We start from the raw sequence: 16,599 nt of genomic DNA, 5'->3' as shown, positions 1-16,599 counted from the left end.
GTAACAGTTAAAGAGAATATTCACACCTGGTTGCACTTCGGCTCATTCCCTTGCGTTTTCCCGCTGGCGAAGCGCAGGGCGAACGGCCAGAATCAAGATCCCAGAGGTATTGATTGGTGAGAATTCTTAGTACGGTTTCGTACTCATCTCTTGCACCAACCTGCGCGGATGCGCAGGTTTTTTTTCGCCTCCACTTTTGCTGTCGCTCCTGTATCACTTCTCGTGTAATCTGCCACCATTTACTATCTACCCTTCATACTGGCTGGCAAAGGGAGTTGAGATGCTATTTGAGTTCTTCCGTACACTGTTCCGTATTCTCTTTCGCATCCGCGTCACTGGCGATGCCCAGGCGCTTCGCGGCGAACGCGTTCTCATCACACCCAATCATGTTTCCTTTATAGACGGCATCCTGCTGGCGCTGTTTCTGCCCGTGCGTCCGGTATTTGCGGTCTATACCTCCATCAGCCAGCAGTGGTACATGCGCTGGCTCACGCCGTTGATTGATTTTGTGCCGCTCGACCCAACAAAGCCGATGATGATTAAGCATCTGGTGCGTCTGGTCGAACAGGGCCGTCCGGTGGTCATTTTCCCGGAAGGGCGTATCTCAGTCACCGGATCGCTGATGAAAATCTACGACGGCGCGGGGTTTGTCGCGGCCAAGTCAAAAGCGACCGTGGTGCCGCTGCGTATCGAAGGCGCAGAGCTGACGCATTTCAGCCGTCTGAAGGGGCTGGTGAAACAGCGCCTGTTCCCTAAAATTACCCTGCATATTCTGCCGCCAACGTCGCTCCCGATGCCCGACGCGCCGCGCGCCCGCGATCGCCGTAAAATCGCCGGGGAAATGCTGCACCAGATTATGATGGAAGCGCGCATGGCCGTTCGTCCGCGCGAAACGCTGTATGAATCCCTGCTTTCGGCGCAGTATCGCTACGGCGCAAAGAAAAACTGTATTGAAGACATCAACTTCACACCGGACACCTATCGCAAGCTGCTGACCAAGACCCTGTTTGTGGGCCGAATTCTGGAGAAGTACAGCAAAAAGGGCGAAAAAATTGGCCTTATGCTGCCTAACGCGGGGATCAGCGCGGCGGTGATTTTTGGTGCGGTTTCCCGGGGCCGTATTCCGGCGATGATGAACTACACGGCGGGCGTGAAAGGGCTGACCAGCGCCATTACCGCCGCCCAAATTAATACCGTCTTTACCTCCCGACAGTTTCTGGACAAAGGCAAGCTGTGGCATCTTCCGGAACAGCTGACCCAGGTGCGCTGGGTCTTCCTGGAGGATCTGAAAGCGGACGTGACCACCGGCGACAAGCTGTGGATTTTTGCGCATCTGTTTATGCCGCATCTGGCGCAGGTCAAACAGCAGCCAGAAGATGATGCAATTATCCTCTTTACCTCGGGTTCGGAGGGCAACCCGAAAGGCGTGGTCCACAGCCACAAGAGCATTCTGGCCAACGTTGAGCAGATCAAAAGCATTGCCGACTTTACCGCCAATGACCGTTTTATGTCGGCGCTGCCGCTGTTCCACTCCTTTGGCCTGACGGTGGGGCTGTTTACGCCGCTGCTGACCGGTGCCGAGGTGTTCCTCTATCCCAGCCCGCTGCACTACCGCATTGTGCCGGAGCTGGTGTATGACCGTAACTGCACCGTGCTGTTCGGGACCTCAACCTTCCTGGGTAACTATGCGCGTTTCGCCAATCCGTATGATTTTTATCGCGTGCGGTACGTGGTGGCCGGTGCGGAAAAGCTGCAGGAGAGCACGCGTCAGATCTGGCAGGACAAGTTTGGCCTGCGTATTCTTGAAGGTTATGGCGTGACCGAGTGCGCGCCCGTTGTCTCGATCAACGTACCGATGGCGGCGAAGCCGGGGACGGTGGGCCGAATTCTGCCGGGGATGGACGCGCGCTTGCTGGCCGTGCCGGGCATTGAGGACGGAGGCCGCCTGCAGCTGAAAGGACCGAACGTGATGAACGGTTACCTGCGCGTGGAAAACCCGGGCGTGCTGGAAGCGCCGACGGCGGAAAACGTCAACGGCGAGGTTGAAACCGGCTGGTACGACACGGGTGATATCGTGCGTTTCGACGAACAAGGCTTTGTGCAGATTCAGGGGCGTGCAAAACGCTTCGCTAAAATCGCTGGTGAGATGGTCTCTCTGGAAATGGTGGAGCAACTGGCGACGGCCGTCTCCGCCGATAAGCTGCATGCGACGGTGGTCAAAAGTGATGCCAGCAAAGGCGAGGCGCTGGTGCTGTTTACGACCGACAGTGAGCTTAAGCGCGACAGGTTACTGAGCTATGCGCGTGAACACGGTATTCCGGAGCTGGCGGTGCCGCGCGATATCCGCGTTCTGAAGCAGCTTCCGGTGCTGGGTAGCGGCAAGCCCGATTTCGTGACCCTGAAGGGCATGGTTGATGAGGCGGAGCAGCAAAATGCGTGAGTCAGTACACACTAACACCTCCCTGCGTTCGAAAGGCATGATGGCGGTCATCGCCGCGCAGTTTCTCTCTGCGTTCGGTGATAACGCGCTGCTGTTTGCCACTCTGGCGCTGCTGAAAGCCGAATTTTACCCCGACTGGAGTCAGCCGATCCTGCAGATGGTGTTTGTGGGCGCTTACATTATTTTTGCTCCGTTTGTAGGGCAGGTGGCAGACAGTTTCCCCAAAGGCCGGGTGATGATGTTTGCCAACGGTCTTAAGCTGCTGGGGGCCGCCAGTATCTGCTTCGGCTTCAACCCGTTTATTGGTTATACGCTAGTGGGCATCGGCGCTGCCGCCTACTCCCCGGCGAAGTATGGCATCCTCGGGGAGCTGACCACTGGCGATAAGCTGGTGAAGGCCAACGGTCTGATGGAGTCGTCAACCATAGCCGCTATCCTGCTCGGCTCGGTTGCGGGGGGCGTCCTGGCCGACTGGCATGTCCTGGCGGCACTGGGCGTATGCGCGGCTGTGTATGGCGGCGCGGTCGTGGCGAACCTGTTTATTCCGAAGTTGTCGGTGGCACGCCCAGGGCAATCCTGGCGCTTTAAACCGATGACCGGCAGTTTCTTTAACGCGTGCCGTGTGCTGTGGCGTAACGGGGAAACGCGTTTCTCCCTGATGGGAACCAGTATGTTCTGGGGCGCGGGCGTCACGCTGCGCTTCCTGCTGGTGCTGTGGGTGCCGGTGGCGCTGGGTATCACTGACAACGCGACGCCAACCTACCTTAATGCCATGGTGGCGATTGGCATTGTCGTTGGTGCGGGCGCAGCGGCGAAGCTGGTGACGCTTGAAACGGTTGCTCGCTGCATGCCCGCGGGGGTGCTGATTGGCGTCGTGGTGCTTATTTTCTCGCTGCAACATGCGTTACTGCCCGCTTATGCCCTGCTGATCCTGATTGGTATTCTGGGGGGCTTCTTCGTGGTGCCGCTGAACGCGTTACTGCAGGAGCGTGGCAAGCAGACCGTCGGGGCGGGAAATGCCATTGCGGTACAAAACCTCGGTGAAAACCTGGCGATGTTGTTAATGCTGGGGCTTTACTCGCTGGCGGTAAAAGTGGGTGTCCCGGTGGTGGCAATTGGCGTCGGATTTGGTGGGCTGTTCGCGGCGGCGATTGCGGGGTTGTGGATCTGGCAGCGTCGTCGTTGATAAGTGCGGCCTGATGCCCTCAACCTTTGGGAGAGGGAGCAAACCCTAAAAACGGCAACGTGCGTTGCCGTTTTGCTTTTATTATGGCGCAGGATAAGTATAAATCTGATGCACCGCTTCAATCTCCGCTAGCACCTCTTCACTCAGGTTCAGATGGAAACTCTCAATGTTCGTTTTCAGCTGTTCCATCGTGGTTGCACCCAGCAGGGTACTGGCAACAAACGGCTGACGTCGCACGAAGGCCAGCGCCATCTGCGCAGGATCAAGGCCGTGGCGCTTCGCGATGTCCACATAGGCTGCGACGGCTTTCTGCGTCTGCTCGCCGCTGTAGCGGGTAAAGCGGCTAAAGAGGGTATTACGTGCCCCGGCCGGTTTCGCACCGTTCAGGTATTTCCCCGTCAGCGTGCCAAAGCCGAGGCATGAATAGGCGAGCAGCTCCACCTCTTCATACTGCGTTACTTCTGCCAGCCCCACTTCATAGCTGCGGTTAAGCAGGCTGTACGGGTTCTGGATGGTGACGATGCGCGGCAGATCGTGCTTATCCGCCAGGTGCAGATAGCGCATGACCCCAAAGGCCGTTTCGTTAGAGACGCCAATGTAGCGGATTTTTCCCGCGCGCTGGCACTCCGTGAGCGCTTCCAGCGTTTCCAGAAGGGTAACGGCGGGGGCACTCTCATTCCAGCTGTAGCCGAGCTTGCCAAAACAGTTGGTTGGACGCTGAGGCCAGTGGACCTGGTACAGGTCGAGATAGTCGGTCTGCAGGCGCTTCAGGCTGGCGTCCAGCGCGGCGCGAATATTTTTGCGATCGAGGATCTGGTTTGGGCGGATCCCGGCATCGTTGTTCCGCGCGGGGCCACTCACTTTCGAGGCGATAACCAGCTTTTCACGGTTACCGCGTTTTGCCAGCCAGTTACCGACGTAGGTCTCGGTAAGCCCCTGCGTTTCAGGGCGTGGAGGCACAGGATACATTTCTGCGACATCAATCAGGTTAATTCCCTGGCTGACGGCATAATCGAGTTGTGCATGGGCATCGGCTTCGCTGTTTTGTTCACCAAATGTCATCGTGCCCAACCCCAGTTGACTTATCTCCAGAGCGCTGTGGGGGATACGGTGATAATGCATAGCCGGCTTCCTTCAATAGACATGTAGACCGCGTCAGGAACCTCCCGACAAAGGACTATAAACATGGCAGAGGGGAAGCAAAAGGGGAAGAAAAAAATCAAAAAGGCCAGTAGGCTACTGACCTCCGACCGTTATCGCTCAATAATTTGCGAGACTTCGTCGCGATTGATCTGCATTTTATTACCTGCCTGATCGTGGTAGCTGACCAGTCCAGTATCGTCATCGACTTCAGGTTTACCGTCGGTCAGGATCATCCTGCCATCTTTTGTCGCCATGACGTAATCGCTGCTACAGCCCGATACGGCAAACGCCAACCCGACTGCTGAAATCAACACCGCCCATTTTTTCATCGTTATCGTCCTCATCTGGCTCGTATCAAATCATAGTGTAGTATTAACCCGTTATGGCAACAGGGTGAAGCGGTAAAATCTTAAAAACCAGGCGATTATGTTTGTGAGCTCGCAAAATAAGTAAAAAACTATGTTTTTAGTAAGAAATGACGAGCAAGCAGCGCGCCGGTGAAATTCTTTTTGAGATAAAAACCGCGCGGCAACGTCAGGATTGGCTCGCCCAGTGCGCCGATCGCCTCGGTCAGCGCTTTGCTGTTAGCCGCTTTAGGGCGTAGCTGTAATACCTCTCCGTGTCGGGCGGTGATGCGCTCGACCTGACCGAGCACAATCATGTCCATCAGCTCTTCCCAGTCCAGGCGCAGCTGATGCTCCTCCTCTTCATCCGGGCTCCAGAGCAGCGGGGCGCCCACGCGGCGTTCAGCCAGCGGGATTTGTCGTTCACCTTCAACCGGCACCCAAAGCACGCGTTTCAGCTTATGACGCACGTGGCTGGTTTCCCACGTCACCCCGGTATTGCCGGTTAAGGGGGCTACGCAGACAAAGGTGGTCTCCAGGGGCTTACCTTGGCTATCGATGGGAATGGTTTTTAGCTCGACGCCAAGGGCAGCGAAATCTTGCTCTGGCTTGCTCCCGGCGCTGGCACCCAGCCACAGCTCCAGCAGCATGCCGATCCAGCCCTTATCTCGCTTCAGATCCTTCGGGATCGGAAGCCCTGCCATCGCCGCCAGTTCGCCCAGCGAGAAGCCTGCCAGACGCTGAGCCTGCTGTAGCAGCTGGCTTTCGCTCGACGGCGGTGAGAGCAAGGGTGAAAGCGGATGCATGATGATAACCTTTTGATTAAAAAATAAACGAAGAAAGAGTCCCCTGTGGATAGAGTTTAACTTTTTCTGTACCAATATTCCATGTGCATGATTTATAGGTTTTTTTATGACTTTTCCACGGTTTCATCAGAGACGAAAAACGGGTTGTTCAAATCTGGTCACTGACAATAAACAGGATCTTACACCATGTTATCCACAGAAAAGTGGGATAACTGGGCATAACCCTGACTACTGTTTCAATTTACAGCCTTGACGTGCGATGAAAATCCAAATTTCAAACAAATTGTGCCTAACTTATTGGCACAATCTGTGGATAAAACCGACGCTGTTCGATCTTTCATCAGCACGAGGATCTCTGATGTGACGATCGTCACGCTATTCTGCGTTTTGTTTGCCGCTATTAGTATAATATCATGAAAAATATAGCTTTATATTTAAGGGGGGAAACAGTAGGGCAGAGGCCGTTTCAGGTTGTTCATCGGTAATCAGACACTTCTTCACAACTATATCCACAGAAAAGGTGAATAAAATTACCCTCGTTACCGCACATCTGTTTATAACTCTGCACTTATTTGTGAGTTATTCAAATGTTATTAGGTTGCAGGCCTGTAAGAGAGTGGTTTACCGCCTCACTGGAGTGTGAAACAATCATTCATATATAAGGTTTAGTTTGGGGTAGTCCGGTGATTGATGACGATGGCTACCGCCCGAACGTAGGAATAGTAATTTGTAATCGTCAGGGCCAGGTCATGTGGGCCCGTCGATATGGTCAGCACTCCTGGCAGTTCCCGCAAGGCGGGATCAATCCGGGAGAGTCCCCAGAACAAGCGATGTACCGGGAGCTTTTTGAAGAGGTCGGTTTAAGCCGAAAAGATGTTCGCATCCTGGCCTCGACCCGCAACTGGTTGCGTTACAAGTTACCGAAACGTTTGGTGCGTTGGGACACAAAGCCGGTTTGTATCGGCCAGAAACAGAAGTGGTTTCTTCTGCAGTTGGTGGGCAACGATTCAGACATCAATATGCAAACCAGCAGTACGCCAGAGTTCGATGGCTGGCGCTGGGTAAGCTATTGGTATCCTGTTCGTCAGGTCGTGTCATTTAAGCGCGATGTTTACCGTAGGGTGATGAAAGAGTTCGCAAGTGTCGTCATGCAGCTTCAGGAGATCCCGCCTAAGCCGCAGACCGCACCTGCCTGGCGACGTAAAAGAGGTTAAGCTACGCAAATCATGCTCACCCGCTTGCGAGAAATAGTCGAGAAAGTGGCCAGTGCCCCGCGTCTGAACGAGGCGTTGAATATTCTGGTCACTGACATCTGTCTTGCGATGGAGACCGAGGTCTGTTCGGTGTATCTGGCCGACCACGATCGGCGCTGCTATTACCTGATGGCGACCCGTGGTTTGAAAAAGCCACGGGGACGCACCGTAACGCTCGCATTTGATGAAGGTATCGTCGGTCTGGTTGGGCGACTGGCTGAGCCTATTAACCTTGCCGACGCGCAAAAACACCCCAGCTTTAAATACATTCCTTCCGTAAAAGAAGAGCGCTTCCGCGCGTTTCTGGGTGTGCCGATTATTCAGCGTCGTCAGCTACTCGGCGTGCTGGTCGTCCAGCAGCGCGAGCTGCGTCAGTATGATGAAAGCGAAGAGTCCTTCCTGGTCACGCTGGCTACGCAGATGGCCGCGATCCTCTCTCAGTCTCAGCTTGCTGCGCTCTTCGGTCAGTATCGCCACACGCGCATTCGCGCCCTTCCGGCATCGCCAGGGGTGGCGATTGCGGAGGGCTGGATGGACGCCACGCTGCCGTTGATGGAGCAGGTCTACGAGGCCTCTACGCTTGATGAAGCGCTGGAGCGCGAGCGTCTTACCGCCGCGCTGGAAGAGGCGGCCAATGAGTTCCGTCGCTACAGCAAGCGCTTCGCCGCCGGCGCGCAAAAAGAGACGGCGGCCATCTTCGACCTCTACTCGCACCTGCTTTCCGACGCGCGTCTGCGCCGTGAGCTTTTTGCCGAGGTTGATAAAGGCGCAGTGGCGGAGTGGGCCGTTAAAAAGGTCATCGAAAAATTTGCCGAGCAATTCGCGGCGCTGACCGACGGTTACCTGAAAGAGCGGGCGGGGGATCTCCGCGCGCTGGGACAGCGCCTGCTGTTCCACCTCGATGACACCATTCAGGGGCCGAATGCCTGGCCAAAACGGTTTGTGCTGGTGGCGGATGAACTTTCGGCAACAACGCTGGCCGAGTTGCCGCAGGACAGACTCGCCGGGGTTGTCGTACGCGATGGTGCAGCGAACTCCCATGCCGCCATTATGGTGCGCGCGCTCGGTATTCCTACCGTTATGGGAGCGGATATCCAGCCCTCGGTGCTGCACCGCCGCACGCTGGTGGTTGATGGTTACCGTGGTGAACTGCTGGTCGATCCTGAGCCGGTTCTGCTCCAGGAATATCAGCGTCTCATCAGCGAAGAGAATGAATTAAGCAAGCTGGCGGAAGATGACGTTAACCTGCCCGCACAGCTTAAGAGTGGTGAGCGGATCAAAGTCATGCTCAACGCCGGTTTAAGCCCTGAGCATGAAGAGAAGCTTGGCAGCCGCATCGACGGTATTGGCTTATACCGCACTGAAATCCCCTTTATGCTGCAGAGCGGTTTCCCCTCAGAAGAGGAGCAGGTGGCGCAGTATCAGGGGATGCTGCAGATGTTTAACGACAAGCCTGTCACTCTGCGAACCCTGGACGTCGGGGCGGATAAACAGCTGCCCTATATGCCGATCAGCGAAGAGAACCCGTGTCTGGGCTGGCGTGGGATCCGCATTACGCTCGATCAGCCGGAGATCTTCCTGATCCAGGTACGTGCGATGTTGCGCGCCAACGCGGCGACGGGCAATCTCAGCATCCTGCTGCCAATGGTCACCAGCATTGATGAGATTGACGAGTCACGGCGCTTGATCGAACGTGCTGGTCGTGAAGTGGAAGAGATGATTGGCTATGCGATCCCGAAACCGCGGATCGGTGTCATGCTCGAAGTGCCGTCAATGGTCTTTATGCTGCCACAGCTGGCAACCCGCGTTGATTTTATCTCTGTCGGCACGAACGACCTGACGCAATATATTCTGGCCGTCGACCGGAACAACACCCGCGTGGCCAGTATCTACGATAGCCTGCACCCGGCTATCATTCGTGCGTTAGCGATGATTGCCCGCGAGGCTGAACAGTACGGCATTGATCTACGCCTGTGCGGTGAAATGGCTGGCGACTCGATGTGCGTCGCGATCCTGATTGGTCTGGGATATCGTCATCTGTCGATGAACGGTCGCGCTGTAGCGCGCGTGAAGTATTTGTTGCGGCATATTGACATCAATGATGCCCGCGAGCTGGCTGAGCGCAGCCTGGACGCGCAGCTGGCTGCTGAGGTTCGTCACCAGGTCGCGGCGTTTATGGAGCGACGCGGCATGGGCGGCCTGATCCGCGGTGGTCGCTAATCGTCTTTCGCCCTCTCCCTGTGGAGAGGGCGCCAGCGCGCACAAAACCCTATACACATCTTTTACATCTCTGGCGCATCCTCCGCGCCCGCCTTGTGCTATGATTCGCAACTTTGGAGCCTCTGCTTAAGGCAGAATCGCATTTCTACCGCTGTCCACTTTCAGCGGAATAACAACATCTTGTGGTGACAGATGAACAGTGGTTATCTGCATTTTCCGGAGTTTGATCCGGTCATTTTCTCAGTAGGACCTGTCTCGCTTCACTGGTACGGTTTGATGTACCTGGTGGGCTTCATTTTTGCCATGTGGCTCGCGGGCCGACGCGCCAGCCGTCCGGGCAGCGGCTGGACCAAAAACGAAGTTGAAAACCTGCTGTACGCGGGCTTCCTCGGCGTGTTCCTCGGTGGCCGTATTGGGTATGTGCTGTTCTATAACTTCCCGGTATTCCTGAACGATCCCCTTTATCTGTTCCGCGTCTGGGACGGCGGCATGTCTTTCCACGGCGGCCTGATTGGGGTGATCCTGGTGATGGTGATTTTTGCCAAACGCACCAAACGCAACTTCTTCCAGGTGTCAGATTTTATCGCACCGCTGATCCCGTTTGGTCTGGGGGCGGGCCGTCTGGGCAACTTTATCAACGGTGAGCTGTGGGGCCGCGTCGATCCGAGCGTGCCGTATACGATGCTCTTCCCGGGCTCCCGCGCAGAAGATATTGCGCTGCTGCCTTCGCACCCGGAGTGGCAGTCTATTTTCGATACCTACGGCGTGCTGCCGCGCCATATGTCGCAGCTGTACGAACTGGCGCTGGAAGGCGTGGTGCTGTTTATCATTCTGAACCTGTTTATTCGCAAACCGCGCCCGATGGGGGCTGTTTCCGGTCTGTTCCTGATTGGCTATGGCGCATTCCGCATCATCGTCGAGTTCTTCCGCCAGCCTGACGCCCAGTTTACCGGCGAATGGGTACAGTACATCAGCATGGGGCAGATCCTCTCCATTCCGATGATCGTAGCGGGTGCCATTATGATGATTTGGGCGTATCGTCGTCCACAGCAACAACTTTCCTGAGGAACCATGAAACAGTATCTTGAATTGATGAAAAAAGTGCTCGACGAGGGCACGCCGAAAAACGACCGCACCGGCACCGGTACGCTCTCCATTTTTGGCCACCAGATGCGCTTCAACCTGCAAGAAGGCTTCCCACTGGTGACGACAAAGCGCTGCCACCTGCGCTCGATCATTCATGAACTGCTCTGGTTCCTGCAAGGTGACACCAACGTTGCGTATCTGCACGAAAATAACGTTTCAATCTGGGACGAATGGGCAGATGAAAACGGTAACCTGGGTCCGGTTTACGGCAAGCAGTGGCGCGCATGGCCAACGCCTGATGGCCGCCATATTGACCAGATCACCACCGTTATGAACCAGCTGAAAAACGATCCGGACTCGCGCCGAATTATCGTTTCCGCCTGGAACGTGGGCGAGCTGGATAAAATGGCGCTGGCTCCGTGCCACGCGTTCTTCCAGTTCTATGTTGCTGATGGCAAGCTCTCTTGTCAGCTCTACCAGCGCTCCTGTGACGTGTTCCTTGGCCTGCCGTTTAACATTGCCAGCTACGCGCTGTTAGTTCACATGATGGCGCAGCAGTGCGACCTCGAAGTGGGTGATTTCGTCTGGACCGGTGGGGACACCCATCTGTACAGCAACCACATGGAGCAAACGCATCTTCAGCTGACGCGCGAACCGCGTGCGCTGCCGAAGCTGATTATCAAACGTAAACCGGCATCAATCTTCGATTACCGCTTTGATGATTTTGAGATTGAGGGCTACGACCCGCATCCTGGCATCAAAGCGCCCGTCGCTATCTGATGCGGTAAAGCGTGACATAACCGGTGCTAATTAGCGCCGGTTTTTTTTCGCCTTTATTCCGTTTTCCGAAGCGTTATCCAAAAAGTGTGCAACGCGCTGCAACACGCTGAATTCTCCGGATAACGCCTCGTAAAACGAAAATCCCTTGCTCGCCATGTTCACGGCGCTTCGCCACACTCCCGGCATGAAAAAAGAGAACGGCTTTACGCTTATCGAAACGCTGGTTGCCATTTCGCTTGTCGTTATCCTCAGTGCCTCAGGTCTTTACGGCTGGGACAGCTGGCAACGGCAGCAGCGGCTGTGGCAAACCGCCAGCCAGGTGCGCGACTACCTGGTGTTTCTGCGCAATCACGCCAACCGGCACAACCGCGACCATCAAATTCACCTTCAGCGGGCGGGGGAAAAGGAGTGCCTCGTGAGCTCTGCCGTACAAGGCTGTGAGAAGGAGAGCCCTTTTGTACTGTTTCTACTTTGGTCAGAGGTCGCGGTGAGCGAGGTCACACCGTCATTAGGTTTCTATGGATTGAGGGATACGGCATGGGCAGGGCGGATCCGCGTGCATAGCCGCGCAGGAGAATGGCTGATTATTGTCTCTGATGGAGGGCGCATCAGGATGTGCAAGATCTCAGAAGGAGGCTCATGTCGATGAAACAGCGCGGTTTCTCACTGACTGAAGTTCTGATTGCTACGGCCATCAGTAGCCTGTTGTTGATTAGCGCATCGCGCTTTTTACCCGGATTGCAGCGGGCGGTATTACTGCAATCCGGCCAGAGAGAACTGGAAGAAGAGGTCTGGCAGCGCCTGTTTGCCCTTGGCAAACAGCTTCAGCGTGCGGGTTACTGCGCGGGAAACTGCCAGGAGCAAGGGCTGGCGATCGCAAGGCAGGGTAGCTGTATCATTGCGCGGTGGGATGCCAACAGTAACGGCCGTTGGGATCGCAGTGCATCAGAAAATGACAGCACCGGTTTTCGTCTGGAGTCGGGCGCGCTGGAAACCTTGCGTGGCGCAATATCGTGTGACGGTAAGGGATGGGAAAAGCTTACAGACCCGGACAGGCTTGTTATCACGCACTTTTTGGTGAGGAAGGTTGAACACGCCGGGTTTGCGCCTGAGCTGAATATCGAACTGTCCGCCATTCACAAAGGCGAGCAGGGGAAGCCTTATCAGGCTTTGTACGCGGTCACGGGGTATAACCTGTGAATCGTCAACGCGGAATGTCTTCGCTGGCGCTGGTTCTGCTTTTACTGGTGCTTGGTACGCTGATCCTTACCGGCCTTAACCAGCAACTGACAACGTTCAGTACGCTTGTTGGCGGTGAGAGCCGTTCGCTGCAGCAGCAGGCGGCTGTCCAGTCAGCGCTTGAGTGGGGACGTGTTCAGAGCTGGTCATCCCATCCTGAAGTCCAGTGCAAACAGGCATCGTCATGGCGAGTGTGTCTGCGCCCGCTGGGTGAAACGACGGTTTTACTGATTGCCGGAGACGGCGACCTGCTGCTCTGGCGTGCAGGAGAAATTGTCGACGGGAAAATTCGCTTTTCCCCTCACGGCTGGAGTGATTTTTGCCCGCTAAAGGAGCGTTCGCTATGTCAACTGCCGTAAACAGAGAAAAAGGATTTAGCATGGTAGAGGTTCTTCTGGCGATGATGCTGCTGGTGATCGTTGTGACGGCTCTGTCGGGTTATCACCGGGCGCTGGCGGCGCGGTTTAGCGTGTTTAACCAATATCGCCAGCTCTGGCACCATGCCTGGAATCAGTCTCAGCTCTCAACAAATGTTCTCCCCGCAGGCTGGCAGGCCAGTCGGGTGCAGACAACGCCCGCAGGATGTGTCAGCATCACGGCTACACTTATTTCTCCTCTGGGGCGGCGCGGTGAGTTAACGCGTCTGCATTGCCCGGTTAGCCAGTAGTCGGGAGCGTCTATGTTAAGGGTCTACCACTCAAATCGTCTGGATGTGCTGGAAGCGCTGATGGAATTTATCGTTGAGCGCGAGCGGCTCGACGATCCTTTTGAGCCTGAAATGGTGCTGGTGCAGAGCACCGGTATGGCACAGTGGCTGCAAATGTCGCTTTCCCGTAAATTTGGCATTGCTGCGAATATTGATTTCCCGCTGCCCGCGAGCTTTATCTGGGAGATGTTTGTTCGCGTGTTACCGGACATTCCCGAGCAGAGCGCCTTTAACAAGCAGAGCATGAGCTGGAAGCTGATGGCACTGCTGCCGGATATGCTGCAGCACGATGAATTCGCCATGCTGCGCCACTACCTCAATGATGATACCGATAAGCGCAAGCTGTTTCAGCTGGCGTCGCGCACCGCCGATCTCTACGACCAATACCTCGTTTACCGCTCTGACTGGCTAATTCGCTGGGAAGCGGGTGAATTGGTTGAAGGGCTACCGGAGGCGCAAATCTGGCAGGCACCGCTGTGGAAGGCGCTGGTAGAGCATACGGAGAAACTTGGGCAGCCTAAGTGGCACCGTGCCAACCTGTACGATCGGTTTATCTCAATACTCGAGAATGCGTCGGTGCGCCCAGCCCGACTGCCGTCACGCGTTTTTATCTGTGGGATATCCGCACTACCGCCTGTTTATCTGAAGGCATTAAATGCGCTGGGTAAACATATTGATATACATATTTTGTTCACCAACCCTTGTCGACAGTATTGGGGAGATATCCTCGACGAACGTTGGCTTGCACGGCTGGTAACTCGCCAACGAAAGCGCCTTTTTGAAGAACGATCCGTCCCGCTGTTTAAAGACGGTTCGACTGCCGGGCTGCTTTTTGATGAAGACGGCATCCAGAACCTGCCCAATCCACTGCTTGCCTCATGGGGGAAGCTGGGGCGTGATTACATACACATGCTCTCCGATATTACGTCATCAGGCGAGGGCGACGTGGATGCCTTTGTTGAGATTGCCCCGGATTGCCTGCTGCATAATATCCAGTTAGATATTCTGGATCTGGAAAATCGCGCCGTCATGGGCGTGACGGCGAAAGAGTTTGAACGCAGCGACAGCAAGCGAAAGCTGGACGCTGACGATCGCAGCATCACAATCCATGTCTGCCATAGCCCGCAGCGTGAGGTTGAAGTGCTTCACGATCGGCTGCTGGCGATGCTGCAGGACGATCCCGAACTCACTCCGCGCGATATTGTGGTGATGGTGGCGGATATCGACAGCTACAGTCCCTTTATACAGGCTGTCTTCGGCAGTGCGACGGGTGAGCGATACCTGCCTTACGCCATCTCTGACCGTCGTGCCCGTCAGTCGCATCCGGCATTGCAGGCATTTCTCACCCTGCTTTCATTGCCGGATAGCCGCTTTATCTCCGAGGATGTCCTGGCGTTGCTGGATGTTCCCGTGCTGGCCGCCCGCTTCAACATCAATGAAGAAGGGCTGCGCTACCTTCGCCAGTGGGTTAATGAGTCCGGCGTTCGCTGGGGCATTGATGACGATAACGTCCAGGAGTTCGAACTCCCGCCGACAGGGCAACACACCTGGCGGTTTGGCCTGACGCGTATGCTGCTCGGCTACGCCATGGAGAGCAGCCAGGGCGAGTGGAACGAGGTGCTACCTTACGATGAATCCAGCGGGTTAATTGCTGAACTGGTGGGGCATTTAGCTTCTCTGCTGATGCAGCTTAACCGCTGGCGTCGTGAGCTTATGCAGCCGCGCCCGCTTGAAGAGTGGCTCCCGGTTTGCAGGGCGTTACTCAATGATTTCTTCCTGCCAGACAACGACACCGAAGCGGCGATGGCGCTCATCGAAACGCAGTGGCAGGCTATCGTCGACGAGGGCGTGAATTCCCATTATCTCGAAGCGATCCCTTTGTCACTGCTGCGCGATGAGCTGACGCAACGCCTTGACCAGGAGCGAATCAGCCAGCGTTTCCTGGCTGGCCCCATTAATATCTGTACCCTGATGCCAATGCGTTCAATTCCCTTCAAGGTGGTCTGCCTGCTCGGTATGAATGACGGTGTTTATCCGCGAGCGCTGGCGCCGCTGGGGTTCGATTTGATGAGCGCAGATCCAAAGCGGGGCGATCGTAGCCGTCGTGATGATGACCGCTATCTCTTCCTTGAAGCGCTCATATCCGCCCAGAGCAAGCTCTATATCAGCTATATCGGCCGCTCCATTCAGGACAACAGCGAGCGTTTCCCCTCCGTTCTGGTGCAGGAGCTGGTGGATTATATCGGCCAGAGCCACTATCTGGCTGGCGATGAAGGGCTGAACTGTGATGAAAGCGAACAGCGGGTGAAGGCGCACATTACCTGTATCCACAGCCGCATGCCGTTTGACCCGGTAAACTACGTTGTCAGCGAACAGCAGAGCTATGCCCGCGAATGGCTACCTGCAGCGAAAAAAGAGGGGCGAGCCCATACGGATTTCATTCAGGCGCTTGACCCGCTGCCCATTAACACCCTGACATTCGAACAGCTCCAGCGGTTTTGGGCGCATCCGGTGCGCGCCTTCTTCCAGCAGCGATTGCAGGTCAACTTCCGTTCTGAAGAGAGCGAAATCCCGGATGCAGAGCCCTTTACCCTGGAAGGGCTGGAGCGCTATCAGTTAAACCTCCAGTTGCTGAATGCGCTGGTTGAAGAAGAAGATGCTGACAAACTTTACCGCCGCTACCGTGCCGCAGGACAACTGCCTTACGGCGCTTTCGGGGAGATCGTCTGGGAGGCGCAGTGCCAGGAGATGACTGCTCTGGCGGAGCGCGTAAGGGAGCACCGCCAGCCCGGCCAAAGCATCGAAATCGATCTCATCTGCAACGGCATCCAACTTACGGGCTGGCTAACCCAGGTTCAGCCGGATGGATTGCTGCGCTGGCGGCCCTCCATGCTCAGCGTTTCACAAGGTTTGCAACTCTGGCTGGAACATCTTGTCTACAGTGCGGGTGGTCATCAGGGCGAAAGCCGGATATTCGTGCGCAAAGAGGGGGAGTGGCGCTTCCCGCCAATGGAGGCAGAACAGGCATTACGCTATCTGTCCTTGTACATTGAGGGCTATCTTCAGGGAATGAATAAACCCCTTTTGCTACTGCCTGAAAGCGGCGGTGCGTGGATAAAAGCCTGTTATGACGCGCAAAATGATGCGATGTTAACGGATGAGGCATCGTTGCAGAAAGCGCGCAGTAAATTTATGCAGGCCTACGAAGGAAACATGATGGTGCGTGGTGAAGGTGAGGATGTCTGGTATCAACGCTTATGGCGAACGCTTGAGCCAGAATACTTCGAGGCAATCACGGAAGAGGCGCAACGCTACCTGTTACCGTTGTTTAAATTTAATCAGTCCTGAGCGCTGTATAAAAATTGCGCAGCATGGGGTGTTCATTTATGATGCACT

14 protein-coding genes and 1 pseudogene are annotated in these 16,599 nt (G+C 55.5%); 11 read left to right on the top strand and 4 right to left on the bottom strand.

Annotated features, from left to right (window positions below; translation table 11 throughout):
* Nucleotides 1-280: 280 nt before the first annotated feature.
* Together aas and lplT are read left to right on the top strand one after the other, a co-directional pair.
* Nucleotides 281-2,440: a bifunctional acyl-ACP--phospholipid O-acyltransferase/long-chain-fatty-acid--ACP ligase gene (aas, locus tag MX657_RS18220; protein WP_346806321.1), complete on the top strand. Its 2,160-nt coding sequence runs from the start codon at nt 281-283 to the stop codon at nt 2,438-2,440.
* Entirely contained in the window at nt 2,433-3,626 is a 1,194-nt protein-coding gene (gene lplT, locus MX657_RS18215; protein WP_119916255.1) for a lysophospholipid transporter LplT, read from the top strand. Before aas ends, lplT begins: the two co-directional genes overlap by 8 nt.
* An 81-nt stretch (nt 3,627-3,707) precedes the next feature.
* On the opposite strand, the gene MX657_RS18210 is transcribed toward lplT, so the two are convergent.
* From MX657_RS18210 to MX657_RS23730, 4 genes and pseudogenes are all read right to left on the bottom strand, one after another.
* On the bottom strand, nt 3,708-4,748 hold the full coding sequence (locus tag MX657_RS18210; protein ID WP_116341834.1) for an NADP(H)-dependent aldo-keto reductase: 1,041 nt from the start codon (nt 4,746-4,748) through the stop codon (nt 3,708-3,710).
* Nucleotides 4,749-4,879: 131 nt separating this feature from the next.
* On the bottom strand, nt 4,880-5,098 hold the full coding sequence (locus MX657_RS18205) for a YgdI/YgdR family lipoprotein (RefSeq protein ID WP_014885085.1): 219 nt from the start codon (nt 5,096-5,098) through the stop codon (nt 4,880-4,882).
* Between the two features lie 128 nt (nt 5,099-5,226).
* A complete protein-coding gene (gene mutH, locus MX657_RS18200; protein WP_080330099.1) occupies nt 5,227-5,919 on the bottom strand; it encodes a DNA mismatch repair endonuclease MutH in 693 nt (230 codons plus the stop codon).
* An 88-nt stretch (nt 5,920-6,007) separates the two neighbouring features.
* Nucleotides 6,008-6,160, bottom strand: a pseudogene (locus MX657_RS23730) (hypothetical protein); the annotation flags it as partial.
* A 442-nt stretch (nt 6,161-6,602) separates the two neighbouring features.
* Here MX657_RS23730 and rppH point away from each other — a divergent pair.
* The 9 genes from rppH to recC all read left to right on the top strand — a co-directional run bounded on the left by rppH (nt 6,603) and on the right by recC (nt 16,551).
* Complete coding sequence (gene rppH, locus MX657_RS18190; protein ID WP_080330100.1) at nt 6,603-7,133, top strand: RNA pyrophosphohydrolase; 531 nt, start codon at nt 6,603-6,605, stop codon at nt 7,131-7,133.
* Between the two features lie 12 nt (nt 7,134-7,145).
* Entirely contained in the window at nt 7,146-9,392 is a 2,247-nt protein-coding gene (gene ptsP / locus MX657_RS18185; RefSeq protein WP_080330101.1) for a phosphoenolpyruvate--protein phosphotransferase, read from the top strand.
* Nucleotides 9,393-9,584: 192 nt separating this feature from the next.
* On the top strand, nt 9,585-10,457 hold the full coding sequence (lgt, locus tag MX657_RS18180) for a prolipoprotein diacylglyceryl transferase (RefSeq protein WP_326431098.1): 873 nt from the start codon (nt 9,585-9,587) through the stop codon (nt 10,455-10,457).
* A 6-nt stretch (nt 10,458-10,463) separates the two neighbouring features.
* Nucleotides 10,464-11,258, top strand: coding sequence for a thymidylate synthase (gene thyA / locus MX657_RS18175; RefSeq protein ID WP_014885081.1), 795 nt, complete (start codon nt 10,464-10,466; stop codon nt 11,256-11,258).
* A gap of 184 nt (nt 11,259-11,442) precedes the next feature.
* Nucleotides 11,443-11,907: a prepilin peptidase-dependent protein gene (locus MX657_RS18170; RefSeq protein WP_346808573.1), complete on the top strand. Its 465-nt coding sequence runs from the start codon at nt 11,443-11,445 to the stop codon at nt 11,905-11,907.
* Nucleotides 11,898-12,458 carry a prepilin peptidase-dependent protein gene (locus MX657_RS18165; RefSeq protein ID WP_080330102.1) on the top strand — a complete coding sequence of 187 codons (561 nt, stop codon included), beginning with the start codon at nt 11,898-11,900 and terminating at the stop codon, nt 12,456-12,458. The genes MX657_RS18170 and MX657_RS18165 overlap by 10 nt, the downstream gene beginning before the upstream one ends.
* On the top strand, nt 12,455-12,856 hold the full coding sequence (locus MX657_RS18160) for a DUF2509 family protein (RefSeq protein WP_346806317.1): 402 nt from the start codon (nt 12,455-12,457) through the stop codon (nt 12,854-12,856). Before MX657_RS18165 ends, MX657_RS18160 begins: the two co-directional genes overlap by 4 nt.
* Nucleotides 12,841-13,164 carry a prepilin-type N-terminal cleavage/methylation domain-containing protein gene (locus tag MX657_RS18155; RefSeq protein WP_346806315.1) on the top strand — a complete coding sequence of 108 codons (324 nt, stop codon included), beginning with the start codon at nt 12,841-12,843 and terminating at the stop codon, nt 13,162-13,164. Before MX657_RS18160 ends, MX657_RS18155 begins: the two co-directional genes overlap by 16 nt.
* A 12-nt stretch (nt 13,165-13,176) precedes the next feature.
* Nucleotides 13,177-16,551, top strand: a complete 3,375-nt coding sequence (gene recC, locus MX657_RS18150; protein WP_346806314.1) for an exodeoxyribonuclease V subunit gamma — start codon at nt 13,177-13,179, stop codon at nt 16,549-16,551.
* The last annotated feature ends 48 nt before the right edge of the window (nt 16,552-16,599 follow it).

This window comes from Enterobacter chuandaensis, assembly GCF_039718975.1.
Lineage (GTDB): Bacteria > Pseudomonadota > Gammaproteobacteria > Enterobacterales > Enterobacteriaceae > Enterobacter > Enterobacter chuandaensis.
The sequence above is the reverse complement of the archived record's forward strand: the minus strand, read 5'-3'. Positions and strand labels throughout refer to the sequence as shown.